The 14905-nt window shown below is 74.6% G+C and carries 16 protein-coding genes; 6 read left to right on the top strand and 10 right to left on the bottom strand.

Features of this window, described 5'->3' with window-relative positions; genetic code table 11:
• The 10 genes from BMY40_RS11150 to BMY40_RS11110 form a co-directional block, all read right to left on the bottom strand.
• A complete protein-coding gene (locus BMY40_RS11150) occupies positions 1–933 on the bottom strand; it encodes a pentapeptide repeat-containing protein (protein WP_093658197.1) in 933 nt (310 codons plus the stop codon).
• A 121-nt stretch (positions 934–1054) separates the two neighbouring features.
• Positions 1055–1186, bottom strand: a complete 132-nt coding sequence (locus BMY40_RS28945) for a hypothetical protein (RefSeq protein ID WP_281250763.1) — start codon at positions 1184–1186, stop codon at positions 1055–1057.
• Entirely contained in the window at positions 1183–1995 is an 813-nt protein-coding gene (locus tag BMY40_RS11145) for a hydrogenase maturation protease (protein ID WP_245770005.1), read from the bottom strand. Before BMY40_RS11145 ends, BMY40_RS28945 begins: the two co-directional genes overlap by 4 nt.
• The gene (locus tag BMY40_RS11140) at positions 1992–3131 is read right to left on the bottom strand and encodes a hypothetical protein (RefSeq protein ID WP_093658195.1); all 1140 of its coding nucleotides are present in this window, start codon (positions 3129–3131) and stop codon (positions 1992–1994) included. The genes BMY40_RS11145 and BMY40_RS11140 overlap by 4 nt, the downstream gene beginning before the upstream one ends.
• Entirely contained in the window at positions 3119–3892 is a 774-nt protein-coding gene (locus BMY40_RS11135; RefSeq protein WP_177213961.1) for a DUF6084 family protein, read from the bottom strand. The genes BMY40_RS11140 and BMY40_RS11135 overlap by 13 nt, the downstream gene beginning before the upstream one ends.
• Positions 3889–4098 (bottom strand): hypothetical protein, encoded by a 210-nt coding sequence (locus BMY40_RS11130; RefSeq protein ID WP_093658193.1) that lies wholly within the window; start codon positions 4096–4098, stop codon positions 3889–3891. Before BMY40_RS11130 ends, BMY40_RS11135 begins: the two co-directional genes overlap by 4 nt.
• A gap of 10 nt (positions 4099–4108) precedes the next feature.
• Positions 4109–4825, bottom strand: a complete 717-nt coding sequence (locus BMY40_RS11125; protein WP_177213960.1) for a DUF5947 family protein — start codon at positions 4823–4825, stop codon at positions 4109–4111.
• A gap of 6 nt (positions 4826–4831) precedes the next feature.
• Positions 4832–5404 (bottom strand): NifU family protein, encoded by a 573-nt coding sequence (locus BMY40_RS11120; RefSeq protein WP_093658191.1) that lies wholly within the window; start codon positions 5402–5404, stop codon positions 4832–4834.
• Positions 5405–5417: 13 nt separating this feature from the next.
• A complete protein-coding gene (locus BMY40_RS11115) occupies positions 5418–7205 on the bottom strand; it encodes a nickel-dependent hydrogenase large subunit (protein WP_093658190.1) in 1788 nt (595 codons plus the stop codon).
• 55 nt (positions 7206–7260) lie between these two features.
• On the bottom strand, positions 7261–8313 hold the full coding sequence (locus BMY40_RS11110; protein ID WP_093658188.1) for an NADH-quinone oxidoreductase subunit B family protein: 1053 nt from the start codon (positions 8311–8313) through the stop codon (positions 7261–7263).
• A gap of 291 nt (positions 8314–8604) precedes the next feature.
• Between BMY40_RS11110 and hypA the strand changes: the two genes are divergently transcribed.
• From hypA to hypE, 6 genes are all read left to right on the top strand, one after another.
• On the top strand, positions 8605–9012 hold the full coding sequence (gene hypA / locus BMY40_RS11105; RefSeq protein WP_093658186.1) for a hydrogenase maturation nickel metallochaperone HypA: 408 nt from the start codon (positions 8605–8607) through the stop codon (positions 9010–9012).
• The gene (hypB, locus tag BMY40_RS11100; protein ID WP_093658184.1) at positions 9012–9815 is read left to right on the top strand and encodes a hydrogenase nickel incorporation protein HypB; all 804 of its coding nucleotides are present in this window, start codon (positions 9012–9014) and stop codon (positions 9813–9815) included. Before hypA ends, hypB begins: the two co-directional genes overlap by 1 nt.
• Positions 9816–9835: 20 nt before the next feature.
• The gene (gene hypF / locus BMY40_RS11095; protein WP_093658182.1) at positions 9836–12259 is read left to right on the top strand and encodes a carbamoyltransferase HypF; all 2424 of its coding nucleotides are present in this window, start codon (positions 9836–9838) and stop codon (positions 12257–12259) included.
• A gap of 73 nt (positions 12260–12332) precedes the next feature.
• Positions 12333–12650: a HypC/HybG/HupF family hydrogenase formation chaperone gene (locus BMY40_RS11090; RefSeq protein WP_093658180.1), complete on the top strand. Its 318-nt coding sequence runs from the start codon at positions 12333–12335 to the stop codon at positions 12648–12650.
• Positions 12647–13783, top strand: a complete 1137-nt coding sequence (hypD, locus tag BMY40_RS11085; RefSeq protein WP_093658179.1) for a hydrogenase formation protein HypD — start codon at positions 12647–12649, stop codon at positions 13781–13783. Before BMY40_RS11090 ends, hypD begins: the two co-directional genes overlap by 4 nt.
• The gene (gene hypE, locus BMY40_RS11080) at positions 13776–14864 is read left to right on the top strand and encodes a hydrogenase expression/formation protein HypE (RefSeq protein ID WP_425443099.1); all 1089 of its coding nucleotides are present in this window, start codon (positions 13776–13778) and stop codon (positions 14862–14864) included. The genes hypD and hypE overlap by 8 nt, the downstream gene beginning before the upstream one ends.
• The last annotated feature ends 41 nt before the right edge of the window (positions 14865–14905 follow it).

The raw sequence follows: 14905 nt of genomic DNA, 5'->3' as shown, positions 1-14905 counted from the left end.
TCAGCTCCCGCCGCGTGCCGCGGACCGCCAGTGCGCGGGCCGGGCCAGCCGCCGGGGCAGTGCGGTCCGGGCGTCCCCGCGGGCCGCGTCGACCTGCGGCTGGGTGAGGAAGACGCTGCCGGTCAGGTCGGCGCCCCGCAGGTCGGCATCCCGCAGGTCCGCGCCGATCAGGTCCGCCCCGCGCAGGTCGGCGCCGCGCAGGTCGGCGGCGATGAGGTACGCCCCGCGCAGGTCGGCCCCGCGCAGGTCGGCGCCCTTGAGGCGGGCCCCCATCAGATCGGCCCGGCGGTGGTTTCGGCGGCCCCTGCGGTGGCCGGGGGCGGTGGCCCGTACCAACTCGCTGGTGCGCAGCAGCAGTTCGTCGACCCTGCGGCGGACCTCCGGTACGTCCAGGTCCGCGAGCTCCCCGGCGCCGGCGCGGGTGAGGCGCCCGACCTCGTCCAGCGCCCGGCGCAGTTCGCGGCGCAGCGGGCGGGCCGGCGGCAGCTCCAGCGCCTCGGACAGGTACCACAGGAACTCGTGGAGCTGCCGCATGACGGGGAAGACCTCGAACATCCGCCGGGCGGTGCGGGGGTCCTCGCGCCAGTGCCGTCCGCCGAAGGTGACCTGGGAGACCTTCTGGCCCGCGCCGAAGCACTCGAAGACGGTGCAGCCGGAGAAGCCCTCCTGCCGCAGCCGGGAGTGGATGCCGCAGCGGAAGTCCTCCCGCAGGTTCCCGCACGGCTGTCCGGCGTCCTTGCCGACGGCGAAGTCGGCCGAGGGGGCGAAGGGCAGTGCGACGCAGCACAGCGCGAAGCAGGAGCCGCAGTCGGCCCGCAGCTCCGGATCCGGGGCGGGATTCGGAGCGTGGCGGGGTGCGGGCCGCCGGCCTGTGCGGTCCCGGCCGTCGGCGGGCGGCTGCCGCCGCCTCTCGGGTGAGGTTCTGGGGGACACCGGGCGCGTTCTCCTGCCGTGCGGGCGGGCACCGTCTGCCGGGCCCGGGAACGGGCACCATTGTCCCCTGCCGGCAGGGGACCCGCGGCAGGGCGGGCCGCCGTCGTATCCGCCGTACCGGTCACATCGCCCTGATCCGCATGTACCGCACCAGGGAGGGCGCTCCCGCCGCGGCGGTCGCCGCGGCGGCGGCCAGCAGGACGCCCACGGCGACGCGCACCACGGCGGCGGGGATGAAGAGGCCGTTCCTCACCGGTTCACCTCCTTCCCGGTGTTCTCCGTGAGCACTTCCTCCACCAGGGACTCCACCAGCTCGACGGCCTCGCCGACGGCCCGTTGCACGGGTTCGCTGAGCCCGACGGCGACATCCGGTTCGTCGCCGCGCATGCGCACCAGCGGTTCGCAGCCGACGACCAGGACGCGCGGCAGCCCGGCGCCGCCGTCGGCCGCGAGGCGCCGGGCCAGGGCCAGCGTCCTGACCGGGTCCATGGCGTGCACCTCGGGCGCGGCGTGGGCGTCGTCGAAGGCGTCGGCGTCCGGTTCGATGACCGACACCGTGCCGGGCGGCTGCCCGTGGGGCGCGGCGTCGACCAGTACGGCCGTGTCGTACCCCTCCAGCAGCCGGTAGGCCAGGTCCATCCCGCGGATGCCGAAGTCGGCGACGTGGACGCCGCCGGGCAGGGGCCGCTCGCGCAGCGCCTCGGCCACCGCGGGGCCGAACCCGTCGTCGGCCAGGAAGACGTTGCCGATCCCGGCCACCAGGATCCGGGCGCGGGGCGCGGCCGGTTCCCCGGGCGGTCCGGCCGGTTCCAGTTCCTCGGGGGAGAAGAAGAAGCGGTGGCCCACCTGCCCGACGGTGCCGAGGTCGATCCCCGCCGGGTCGTCGTCGAGGACCACCGCGACGTGGAGGCGGCCCTCCATGTCCTCCTCGACCGCGTCGATCTCGGCGGTGCGCCCGGTGAGGGTGAGGTCGAGGATGTCGGCGCCGGGGGAGGGGCGCAGCCGCACCCGTCCGCCCCTTCCCAGCCGTACCCCGCCGACCGGTACCGTCCTGTCCCTCACGCCTCCTCCCCCACGGGCCGGAACTCGCGGATGGTGCCGTGCAGGGCGAGCAGTTCGTCGGGGCCCAGACCCGCGCAGCGGTCCAGGATCTCCCGCGCCCTGGGGTCGCAGGCCCGCGCCTCCCGTTTCTCCTCCTCGGTCAGGCTCATCACACCGAGGATCAGCAGCCGGTCGATCTCCGTGCCGTCGAACAGGTCGCCCGGGCTCTCGGGCGCCACCTCGGGGAAGTCGTACAGGGTGACGGGGGAGGAGAGCACGGTGCGGGCGAACGACCCGTCACCTGAGCCGCCGCTGTCCGCGCCGTCGCCGTCGCCGTCACCGGAGCCGGTGTCGGTGTCGTCGTCCACGAGAACGGGCCAGGTGCCCTGGTTCTCGCACCGCGAGACCGCCTCCCGCAGCCGTCCGGGCGGGTCCAGGAGCGAGACGAAGCGTCCGGTGCGGCTGTGCAGCACGGTGTGGGTGGAGACGAAGGCGTAGGCGCAGGCCGCCTCCCGGGCGCCCCGGTCCACGGGGTCGGGCGCGGGGCAGGGTGTGGTGTTCTCGACGCGCACGGTGAGCCGGAACACCCCGTCCGCGACGGGCTCGGCGCCGACCTCGACCGTGCCCCTCAGCGCGTTCCACCGGCGGACGAGAGCGCCGGCGGCGCGGCCCGACGCGTCCAGGACCGGTTCGCGGTCGGTGCCCGCGGGGACGTCGACGCGGGTGCGCACCGTCCGGCCGAGGACGGTGTCCAGCCGCACGGGTACGGACACCTCGCGTTCGGTCGCCTCCTGCCAGGCGAGGTGGCGCTCGCCGTCCACGGTCAGCTCGTCCACGGCCTCGGGACCGCCGGGTCCCTCCCTGACCACGCCGCGGTCGACGACGTGCAGGAACCGCACGCGTACGGCCACCTCGGTGCGGTCGGCCGGGCGGCCGCCGGTGTCGAGCAGCACCTGGGTGCGCATCCGGTGCGCCTCGCCCAGGGTGTCGGCGCACGAGCGCGGGAAGACCCCGCCGAAGGTCCAGCGCTTGGTGTTCTTCAGCGCGGATCTGCGGTACGGCCAGAGCAGGTAGCCCTCGTACAGGCAGGTGCGCACGATCTTCTCGGCCTTCCCCGCGGGCTCGTCCGTGCGCTCCGCCGGTGTCACGTCGTCCATGGTGCTCCGGTGGTCTCGGGTGTTCTGGAGGTGCTGGGGGTGTCGGAGGGGCCCGAAGCGGCGGGGGAGGGGGCACGGCGGCCGTCCGCCCGGTCCAGCAGGGCGCCGACGGCGTCGTCCAGGGTGCCCAGCGTCAGGCGGGCGCGGTAGGCGTCGAGCCGGTCGTGGGTCTCGCGGGACAGCCGCAGCCAGGGGCTGCCTCCGCAGTAGCGGTCGACCAGCGCGTGCCACAGGGCGGCGGGCAGCCGGTAGCCGGCGTCCTCGGCCCAGGAGATCTGGGCCGTTCTCAGACGGCCCTGACCGCCGTCGAAGAAGACCGTGCCGCTGAAGAGGAAGTCCAGCGGCACCTCCCCGTCGGGGACGGCGCGCAGGTACTTGGTGACGGCCAGTTCGGCGTCGCAGGCGCACGGCACCGTCAGGCCGATCGTGGTGGCCCCGTCGAACGGGGGGACCACCGCCGTGGTCCGGGTCCAGGCCAGCGGGCGCAGGGTGGTGGCCCACCGCTCCGGCTCGCCGAACAGCTCGGCCAGGGCCGCCCGCGCCCGCTGGTCGTAGTGGCGGCGGGTGACGTCGATCCTGATCGCGGTGGTCAGGCTGACCGAGCGGACCGGGCCGCCGCCGGTGCGGGTGATCTCCACGTCGAAGCGGAGTGTGGGCACGGCGGCGTGGCGCTCGGGCTCCGCGCCCGTGACGTCGAAGGAGAGGGCCGGGATGAGGTGCCGGGACGGAGCGCCGGCCGGCTTCGCGTACGGCGCGGTCATGACGGGGAGAGGTTCGGCATCCCGGGCATCACCGGGTCGCGGCGCCCGGCGTTGACGCCCGTCGACCGGCGGGCCGTGGAGCGGTCGCCGGGCAGGAGACCGGGGGTCTTGCGGTAGGAGCCCTTCTGGTTGCCCTGCCTGGTGCCCTTGACGTGGGCCGCCCTGTCGGGCCTCACATCGGCCTTGCCTACGGCGATACGGGCCATGACGCCTCCTTCAGGTGGTGGACGGGGGGTCGGTGGGGGTCGGATCGGTGTGCGGGGGACCGGTGTGCGGACCGTGGGGCGGGCCGGGGGAAAGGCCGCGGAAGAAGTCCCCGACGTGCCGCCACACCTCCGGCCCGCCGCCCAGCCCCTTCCAGTGGGTGCGTACGACGGCCGCCAGGCGGTAGCAGTCGTCCAGCGGGACGATCCACCGCTCCCGCGCGCCGCCCGCCCGGTTGACCAGCAGTGCCTCGACGTCGTCGGCCATCGCCGCGACGGCCGGGTCGGCGGCCTCCACCGCGCGCCAGCGTTCCGCCTCGACGGTGGAGCGCAGCAGACCCAGCGGGCTGGGATAGCCGGCCGTGACCTCGCCGCCCTCACCGTCGCGGGTGAAGAACGCCAGACCGACCGGCACGCCGAGCGAGGCCCACAGCGCGTCGTCGAACCCGTCCTCGTCCAGCCGGGTCCTGCGGAGCGGCAGCAGCCGGTAGTGGGCGCCTCCCGCCTCCTTGCGGTCGAACAGCAGGGAGCAGGCGCGGCAGGCGCAGTCGACCGCGCCGGCGCGGACGTCCAGCAGGTGGCGGTGCGGCTCCGGCAGCGGCTCGGAGCACAGGTCGCACCGCTGACGCCCGGGCGGGCCGCCCTCCGCACCGTCCGCGCCCGGTGCGCGAAGGCGGGCCGGGCGGTGGGCCAGGCGCCGCAGCCGGGGTGTGGTGATGGGTGCGGACACGGCGGCTCACCCGCCCTGCTCGGCGGTGAGGGCGGGGCGGCGGAAGAGGTCGCCGACCGGGATGAGAGGGGCGGGCGGCCGGTTCGGGGCCGTGCCGGCCTCCACCTCCACCCGTTCGATCTCGGGCGCGGCGGCGGCCACCGCCTCGCGCACCGCCTGTTCCAGGGAGCGCGGGGCGGAGGAGCAGCCGTGCCCGGTGCCGCCGAGCCGGATGCGGGCCGTCTCCTGCGAGATCCCGGTCAGCTCCACCGCGTCCTCCCCGAGCCGCCGTTGCGACCTCAGGCCGGCCAGGGCGCGGCGCACCCGGGTCTCCACCGGGTCCGGGTGGAGGCCGTGGACCAGCAGCAGATGGCCGACCAGCTCGTCGCCGGCCAGCCGGCGCACCGCGTCTGCGCCGCCCTCCTCCCGGCCCAGTCGGTCCACGATCCGGGCCAGGCAGTCCCCGTAGAGGCCGACCAGGGTCTGGACGGTGTCGGCGGCGCGGGCGGCCGCCGCGCTGTCCGGCAGCGACTCCAGCGCGGACAGCAGTTCCTCGGCACGGGCCGCCTGCCCGCGCGCGTACTCGTCGTCCCAGGGCATGTCCGGCCGCCCGCTACGAGACCTGGCCGAAGGTCGGCGAGTGGGTCCGGCGCAGGGTGCGCCCGCCGCCGAGGTACATGTGGACGCCGCACGGCAGGCAGGGGTCGAAGCTGCGCACGGTGCGCATGATGTCGATGCCCTTGAAGTCCTCCGGCCCGTTCTCCTCGAACAGGGGGCAGCCCTGGACGGCGTCCTCGTACGGGCCGGGTGTGCCGTAGAAGTCGCGGGGGCTGGCGTTCCAGGGGGTCGGGGGGTAGGGGTGGTAGTTGGCGATCTTCTTGTCGCGGATCACCAGGTGGTGGGAGAGGACGCCGCGCACGGCCTCGTGGAAGCCCACGCCGACGCCCTCCTCGGGGACGTCGAACTCCTGGAAGACCCTGGTGCGTCCGGCCCGCACCTCCTCCATCGCCCTGTCGACGAAGTGCAGGGCCATCGCGGCGGCGTAGGCGACGAAGTACATCCGCGCCCGGTTGCGCTCGATGGTGTTGGGGAAGGGCGGCGGGGTCCACTCCAGCCGCATCTCCGGCATGGCCGGGGTCTTCGGCAGGTCGATCTCGACGCTGCGCCCGGTGGAGCGGACGTAGGGGGTGCGTACCTTCCCGGCCAGGGCGGTGGCCCACAGCCGGGCGATCGGTCCGCCGCCGGTGTCCAGGGCGAGGAAGTCGCCGGTCCTCCTGTCGTACCAGCGGGGGCTCATCACCCAGCTGTACTTCCCGCCGTCCAGGTCGCGCTTCTGGGGGGCGGGCAGGGTGGTCTGGTTCCACGGGTGGCGGGGGTCGACGGGGTTGCCCAGGGGGTCCTTGTCGACGTAGGTCTCCTCGCCGATCCAGTCCTCGTAGTAGGAGCTGCCCAGCAGGATCCGCATGCCCAGGTTGATGTCCACCAGATCGGTGGTGACCAGTTCGCCGTCCACGACGATGCCGGGGGTGACGAACATGGCGCTGCCCCACTCGTTCATCGTCCGGTAGTCGTAGTCGACCGCCTCCGGGTCCTGGAAGGCGCCCCAGCAGCCCAGCAGCGTGCGGCGGCGGCCGACCTCCTCGTAGCCGGGCAGGGCCTCGTAGAAGAAGTCGAAGACGTCGTCGTTCATGGCGACGGCCCGCTTGACGAAGTCCATGCAGCGCATCAGCCGCACCAGGTAGTCGGTGAAGACCTGGGGGGTGGCCACGGTGCCGACGCCGCCGGGGTAGAGCGTGGAGGGGTGGACGTGCCGGCCCTCCATCAGGCAGCACATCTCCCGGGTGAGGCGGCTCATGGTGAGGGCCTCCTTGTAGGTGGCGCCCTCGAAGGGGTTGTAGGAGCGCATGATGTCGGCGATCGTGCGGTGGCCGTGCACGTCGCCGCGCGGGGCCGCGGTCCGCTCGGCGCGCTCCAGGACGGACGGGTTGGTCTCCTTGACCATGCGCTCGCAGTAGTCGACGAAGACCATGTTGTCCTGGAAGATCGTGTGGTCGAACATGTACTCGGCGGCCTCGCCGAGGTTGATGATCCACTCGCCCAGGGGCGGCGTCTTCACCCCGTACGCCATGTTCTGCGCGTAGATCGAGCACACCGCGTGGTTGTCGCCGCAGATGCCGCAGATGCGGCTGGTGATGAAGTGGGCGTCGCGGGGGTCCTTGCCCTTCATGAAGACGCTGTAGCCGCGGAAGACCGAGGACGTGCTCCGGCACTCGACGACCTCCCGGTTGGGGAAGTCGATCCTGGTGTAGATGCCCAGGTTGCCGATGATCCTGGTGATGGGGTCGAACGCCACCTCGGTGAGGGTGCGCTGCTCGACCGGGACGGTCTGGCTGGTCGTCACGGAGCGGTCCTTTCGAGCCTCTCGGGCGTCCTCGGCACCGGTGTGCGGTGCGTCGTCACCGGCCCGACCACCGGGGGTCGTAGCCGGAGGTCAGCTCGGCGCGGTTGTGGCGCCACCTGGGCTCCTTGTTCACCGTGCGGTTGGTGACGGCGCGCAGGGAGCGCACCAGCGGCCCGTAGGTCCGGCTGAGCAGCCCGGAGGAGACGCTGCCTCCGGGCGGCTCGTCCATGAAGGGCATGAACTTGTCGGGGAAGCCCGGCATGGTGCAGGCGATGCAGATGCCGCCGACGTTGGGGCAGCCGCCGATGCCGTCCATCCAGCCGCGCTTGGGCACGTTGCAGTTCACCACCGGGCCCCAGCAGCCGATCTTCACCTGGCACTTGGGGGAGTTGTAGTCCAGCGCGAAGTCGCCCTGCTCGTAGTAGGCGGCCCGGTCGCAGCCCTCGTGGACGGTCTTGCCGAACAGCCAGGTCGGGCGCAACTGGTCGTCCAGCGGGATCGGCGGCGCGAGTCCGGCCGCCTGGTGCAGGACCCACAGCAGGGTCTCCATGAAGTTGTCCGGCTGCACCGGGCAGCCGGGCACGTTGACGATCGGCAGCCCGCCCGCGGAGCGGAAGTCCCAGCCGAGGTAGTCGGCCAGGCCCATGCAGCCGGTGGGGTTGCCGGCCATGGCGTGGATGCCGCCGTAGGTGGCGCAGGTGCCGATGGCCACCACCGCGTACGCCTTGTGCGCCAGGCGGTCGATCCACTGGTTGAGGGTGATCGGCTCGCCGGTGTCGGGGTCGTTGCCCATCGACGTCCAGTAACCGTCCCCGTTGATGTTCTCGTTGGGGACGGAGCCCTCGACCACCAGGACGAACGGCCCCAGCTCGCCGGCGGCCGCCTGGTGGAAGGCACGGGTGAAGCCCTCGCCGGTCTCGTAGGCCAGCACCTTGTTGTGCAGGTGGACCTTGGGGATGCCGGGGATCGCCCCGAGGACGACGTCCTCCAGGCTCGGCAGTGTCGCGGCGGTGACCGAGACCGTGTCGCCGTCGCAGCTCATGCCCTCGGAGGTCCACAGGATGTGGACCTCGTCGACGCCGCCGGGGGCCAGCGTGTCGGTGCTCATGGAGCCTTCCTTCCCTGCGGGTGGCGGGGACCGGAACCCGGGCCCGGGGCGGGCGGCGAGCCGCGTGCTCAGGGCCGCCGACCGCTCCACGAAGCGTGACATTTCCAACAAACCCCTACAACTCAAACGTGCTGTGCCGGGGAAGCGCCCTCCGGACGCGCCGGGGCCTCCGGAGGGCGCCCGCCGCCGGTGGACGGCGGGTGCGGCGCCTGGGCTGTACGGGGGAACTCGCCCGGGGCCCGGACCGGCGGCCCGACGGGGAGCCGGGGCGGATGGCTAGCGTGACCCCCCATGCACGAGCTGTCGATCGCCGCCGCCGTGGTGGAGAGCGCACAGGACACCGCCCGCCGCCACGGCGCCTCCTCGGTGGAGGCGGTGCGCCTGCGCGTGGGCGAGTTGTCCGGTGTGGTCGCCGACGCGCTGCGGTTCTCCTTCGAGGTCGTCACCGAGGGCACGGTGCTCGCCGGCGCCGAACTCGTCGTCGAGGAGGTCCCCGCCCGCGCCCGCTGCACGGCCTGTGCGCTGGAGTTCGCCCCCGGCACCCCGCCGCGGCTGTGGTGCCCGGAGTGCGGGGAGGGCGCGACGGAACTGGTGGCCGGACGGGAGCTGGAGATCGTCGACGTCACGCTCCCCCTGGCCGGCGCGTCCTGCCGGGGTGGTTCGGCGCCGCAGGGGGAACGACAGGAAGGAGCCGCGTGATGTGCCGGGTCGTGGACGTGCGGCAGGCCGTACTGGCAAGGAACGACGGACTGGCGGCCGGACTGCGCCGCGAACTGGACGGCCGGGGGATCACCGCCGTCAACCTCCTGTCCAGTCCGGGCAGCGGCAAGACCGCCCTGCTGGAACTCCTCCTGACCCGCGCCGCCGGGCGCGGTGTGCCGGCGGCGGCCCTCACCGCCGACCTGGCCACCGAGAACGACGCACGGCGCCTGGCCAGGTCCGGCGCGCCGGTCAAGCAGGTGCTCACCGGCGGGCTGTGCCACCTGGAGGCCGCCCAGATGCGCGGCCATCTGCGGGGCTGGCCGCCGCAGGGCACCCGGGTGCTGTTCGTGGAGAACGTGGGCAACCTGGTCTGCCCCGCCGCCTACGACCTGGGCGAGACGCTGCGCGTGGTGCTGATGTCGGTCACCGAGGGCGAGGACAAGCCGGTGAAGTACCCCACCGCCTTCGGTCTGGCGAACCTGGTGGTGCTGAGCAAGGCCGACCTCGGCGAGGCCGCCGGATTCGACGGCGACGCCTTCGCCGAGAGCGTCGAGCGGGTCAACCCCGGAGTCGGGGTACTGCACACCTCCGCCCGCACCGGGCAGGGCGTCGACGAGTTCCTGGACAGGGTGCTGGCCGTGTGCGAGGGCGCCCGCCCCCACCGGCCCCCGCTCGCCGGGCGACACCTGCGCGAGCACGGTCATGAGCACGGTCACGGGCATCCCCGCGACCACGAGCACCCGCACGCGCACCCCGGCGGGGAAGACGCGCCGCCCGCTGCCGGCCTGCCCGCACGGTAGCGGTGGCGGAGAGGAGCGCCATGACGGCCGCCGTCGAGGGCCGGCCGGGGCCGGACGCCGGAGCGGACCGCGTACGGCGGCGTCTGACCGTGCGCGGAACCGTCCAGGGCGTGGGCTTCCGCCCCTTCGTCCACGCCCTGGCCTCGCGGCTGGGGCTGTCGGGCCACGTGGCGAACAACGCCGACGGTGTGGTCGCCGAGGTCGAGGGTGCGCCCGGGGCGGTGGAGGCGTTCTGCCGGGGACTGGTGGAGCAGGCGCCGCCTCTCGCGGCCGTCTCCTCGGTGGCGGCCGAGGACGTGCCCCCGCTCGGGGCCGGTTCCGGCGCCGGCCCGCGCCGCGCGGAGTTCTCCATCCGCCCCTCCGAGCAGGGCGGGGGCCGCACCCGGATCCCGCCCGACACCGCCACCTGCGACGACTGCCTGCGGGAGCTGGCCGACCCGGCCGACCGCCGCCACCGGCACCCGTTCGTCGCCTGCACCCACTGCGGCCCGCGGTTCACCATCGCCACCGCGCTGCCCTACGACCGCGCGACCACGACCATGGCCGCCTTTCCCCTGTGCCCGGCCTGCGCGCGGGAGTACGCCGACCCGGCCGACCGCCGCTTCCACGCCCAGCCGGTCGCCTGCCATGACTGCGGCCCCCGGCTCCGGCTCACCCGTGCCCGCGGCGCGGCTGCGGTCACGGGCGCGGGCCCGGGCGCGGTCACGGGCGAGGAGGCGCTGGCCGGGGCCCGCCGGCTGCTGGCCGAGGGCGCGGTCGTGGCGGTCAAGGGCGTTGGCGGCTACCACCTGGCCTGCGACGCGACCGACCCCGCCGCCGTCGCCGTCCTGCGCGCGCGCAAGGCCCGGGACGCCAAGCCCTTCGCGGTGATGTGCCCCGACGTACGGACCGCCGCGCGGCTCGGCCGCGTCGGCCCCGCCGAGCGCCGGGCGCTGACCGGGCGGCCGCGTCCCATCGTGCTGCTGCGCCGCCACCCGCCCGGCGAACGGCGGGACGGCCCGCTGGCGGACGGCGTCTGCCCGGGCAGCCCGCACGTGGGGGTGCTGCTGCCCTACACCCCGCTGCACCGGCTGCTGTTCGGCCTGCCCGGCGACCCGCCCGGCCCCGAGGTGCTGGTGATGACCAGCGGCAACCGCTCGGGCGAGCCCATCGTGACCGGCGACCGCGAGGCCCTGACCCGGCTGGCGGGACTGGCCGACGCCTGGCTGTGGCACGACAGGCCCATCGCGGCGCCCTGCGACGACTCGGTGGTGCGGGTGCGCGCGGACGGCGGCGAGGTGGTCCTGCGCCGCTCGCGCGGGTACGTTCCCGCCCCCGTCGAGCTCCCCGTGCCGGTGGAGCCCTCCCTGGCCGCCGGCGCGGACCTGAAGAACGCGATCTGCGTCGCCGAGGGGCGCTCCGCCTGGTTCTCCCCCCACATCGGGGACCTGGACGGCCTGGCCGCCCTGCGCGCGCTGGACGGCGCCGAGGAGCGCATGCGCGCCCTCACCGGTGTGGAGCCCCGGCTGCTGGCCGCCGACCGCCACCCCGGCTACCGCTCCACGCGGTGGGCCCGCGCCCGTGCCGGGGGCAGGCCGCTGCACCGGGTGCAGCACCACCACGCGCACATCGCCTCGGCCATGGCCGAGAACGGGCTGGACGGCCGCACCCCGGTCCTCGGCGTCGCCTTCGACGGCACCGGCTACGGCGACGACGGGGCCGTGTGGGGCGGCGAGGTGCTGCTCGCGGGCTACGGCGGCTACCGGCGGCTGGCGCACCTGGCGTACGTGCCCCTGCCCGGCGGCGACGCCGGTGTGGGCAACCCCTGCCGGACGGCACTGTCCCACCTGCGCTCGGCCGGGATCCCCTGGGATCCCGCCCTGCCGTGTGCCGCCGCCTGCCCGCCGGAGGAACGACGCGTGCTGGAGCGGCAGTTGGAGCGCTCACTGGCCTGTGTGCCCACCTCCAGCATGGGGCGGCTGTTCGACGCGGTGTCCTCGCTGGCCGGGGTGTGCCACCGGGCCGGGTACGAGGGGCAGGCCGCCGTCGAACTGGAGGCCGCCGCCGCGGCGGCGTGGCAGGAGCGCGGACCGGGATACTCCTTCGCCCTGCGCCGGCCGGCCCCGGACGGCACGGGCGCGATGGTGCTCGACCCGGCGCCCGTGCTGCGCGAGGCCGTCCGCGACCTGCGCTCCGGCGCCCCCGCCCCGGTCGTCGCCGCGCGGTTCCACCTGGCCGTGGCGGAGGCGGTGGAGGCCGTCTGCCACCGGGCGCGCCGGGACACCGGGGCGGCGGCGGTCGCCCTGTCCGGCGGGGTGTTCGCCAACGCACTGCTGGACGAGGAGTGCGGACGGCGGCTGCGCACCGCCGGGTTCACGGTGCTGCGCCACCACCGAGTGCCGCCCGGGGACGGAGGCCTGGCACTCGGCCAGCTGCTCGTGGCGGCGCGCGCCGGGGCTCCCTGACGGGCCGCGGCGGAATCTGACGGAAGACCGGGGAGAGACCGGCGAACGGACCGGCGACGGACGGAGGACACAGATGTGTCTGGCGGTGCCCGGCAGGGTGACCGGGATCGAGGAACGGGACGGCACGCGCATGGCGCGCGTCGACTTCGGCGGGGTGGCCAAGGACGTGTGCCTGGCCTACCTGCCCGAGACGCAGGTCGGCGAGTACGTGATCGTCCACGTCGGCTTCGCGCTGCAGCGGCTGGACGAGGAGTCGGCCAGGGCGTCACTGGAGCTGTTCGAGCAACTGGGTCTGCTGGACGAGGAGTTCGGCGACGCATGGGAGCGGGCGGCGGCCGAGGCCGGGGAGGACCGGCCGGGGACGGCCGAGGCGGAGGAGGTCACCAGGTGAAGTACGTCGACGAGTTCAACGACCCGGAGCTGGCACGGCGGCTGCTGGAGGACATCCACGCCACCGCCACCCGCCCCTGGACCATGATGGAGGTCTGCGGCGGCCAGACCCACTCGATCATCCGGCACGGCATCGACCAGCTGCTGCCCGAGCACATCGAACTCATCCACGGCCCCGGCTGCCCGGTGTGCGTAACCCCCCTGGAGATGATCGACAAGGCGCTGGAGATCGCCTCCCGCCCCGGGGTGGTGTTCTGCTCCTTCGGCGACATGCTCCGGGTCCCCGGCACCGACCGCGACCTGTTCCGGATCAAGAGCGCCGGCGGGGACGTACGAGTGGTGTACTCGCCGCTGGACGCCCTGGAGATCGCACAGCGCCACCCCGACCGGGAGGTGGTCTTCTTCGGCGTCGGCTTCGAGACCACCGCGCCGGCCAACGCGATGACCGTCCACGAGGCGCGACGGCGCGGCATCCGCAACTACAGCATGCTGGTCTCGCACGTGCGCGTACCGCCCGCCATCGAGGCGATCATGCGGGCACCGCACTGCCGGGTCCAGGCGTTCCTGGCCGCCGGCCACGTGTGCAGCGTGATGGGGACGGAGGAGTACCCGGGACTGGCCGACCGCTTCGGCGTGCCCATCGTGGTCACCGGCTTCGAGCCGCTGGACATCCTGGAGGGCGTGCGCCGCACCGTCCACCAGCTCGAGCGCGGTGAGCACCGGGTGGAGAACGCCTACCCCCGGGCGGTGCGTGAGGAGGGCAACCCCGCCGCGCGGCGGATGCTGGAGGAGGTCTTCGAGGTCACCGACCGCGCCTGGCGGGGCATCGGGGTGATCCCGGCCAGCGGCTGGCGGCTGTCGGAGGCCTTCCGCGAGTACGACGCCGAGCACCGCTTCGAGGTCGGCGCAGTGAGGACCCGCGAGTCCGGGGTGTGCCGCAGCGGCGAGGTGCTCCAGGGGCTGATCAAGCCGAACGAGTGCGCCGCCTTCGGCACCACCTGCACCCCCCGCAACCCGCTGGGCGCCACCATGGTCTCCAGCGAGGGCGCCTGCGCCGCCTACCACCTCTACCGGCGCCTGGGCGGCCCGGCACGCGGCACCGAGCCGGCGAGGGAGGCGACCTCCGTTGGCTGACACCACCGGCACCACCGGCACCACCGCCGAACCCGTGAACCCGGCCGACTGGACCTGCCCGGCCCCGCTGCGCGACCACCCGGTGGTCGTCATGGGCCACGGCGGCGGCGGGGCCCTCTCCGCCGAACTGGTGGAGCACCTCTTCGTCCCCGCCTACGGCAACGACACGCTGGCCGGACTGGCCGACTCGGCCGCCCTGTCGCTGGGCGGCGCGCGCCTGGCGTTCTCCACCGACTCCTACGTGGTGCGCCCGCTGTTCTTCCCCGGCGGCTCCATCGGCGACCTGGCCGTCAACGGCACCGTCAACGACCTGGCCATGAGCGGCGCGCGGGCCGCGTACCTGTCGTGCGCCTTCATCATCGAGGAGGGCACCGCACTGCCGGTGGTCCGGCGGGTCGCCCAGGCGGTCGGCACGGCCGCCGCGGCGGCCGGTGTCACCGTCGCCACCGGTGACACCAAGGTGGTCGACGCCGGGCACGGCGACGGGATCTTCGTCAACACCGCCGGCATCGGACTGATCCCCGAGGGCGTCGACATCCGCCCGCAGCGCGCCGAACCCGGTGACGTGGTGATCGTCAGCGGGCCGGTCGGCCAGCACGGGGTGGCCATCATGAGCGTCCGCGAGGGCCTGGAGTTCGGGGCGGAGGTGTGCAGCGACACCGCGCCCCTGGGCGGCCTGGTGCAGGCGATGCTCGAGGCCACCTTGGACCTCCACGCGCTGCGCGACCCCACCCGCGGCGGGCTGGGCACGGCGCTGAACGAGATCGCCGCCGCGTCCGGCACCGGCGTCGTGCTGGACGAGCGGGCTCTGCCCGTGCCGGAGGCCGTGTCGGCCGCCTGCGGCTTCCTCGGCCTGGACCCGCTGTACGTGGCCAACGAGGGCCGTCTGGTCGCCTTCGTCCCGCGCGAGCACGCCGACGCCGTGCTCGCCGCGATGCGGGCGCACCCCCAGGGCGCCGAGGCCGCGGTCGTCGGGGAGTGCGTGGAGGACCATCCGGGCATGGTCGTGGCCCGCACCGGATTCGGCGGCACCCGCGTGGTGGACCTGCCGCTGGGCGAGCAACTGCCCCGCATCTGCTGACCGGAGGGGACGCCTTCCGTTTTCCGTGAGCCGTGTCGCGG

Origin of the sequence: Streptomyces radiopugnans (genome assembly GCF_900110735.1) — a bacterium.
Classification (GTDB): Bacteria; Actinomycetota; Actinomycetes; order Streptomycetales; family Streptomycetaceae; genus Streptomyces; species Streptomyces radiopugnans.
Note: the sequence above shows the minus strand (reverse complement) of the source record. Positions and strands in the feature narration are given on the sequence as shown.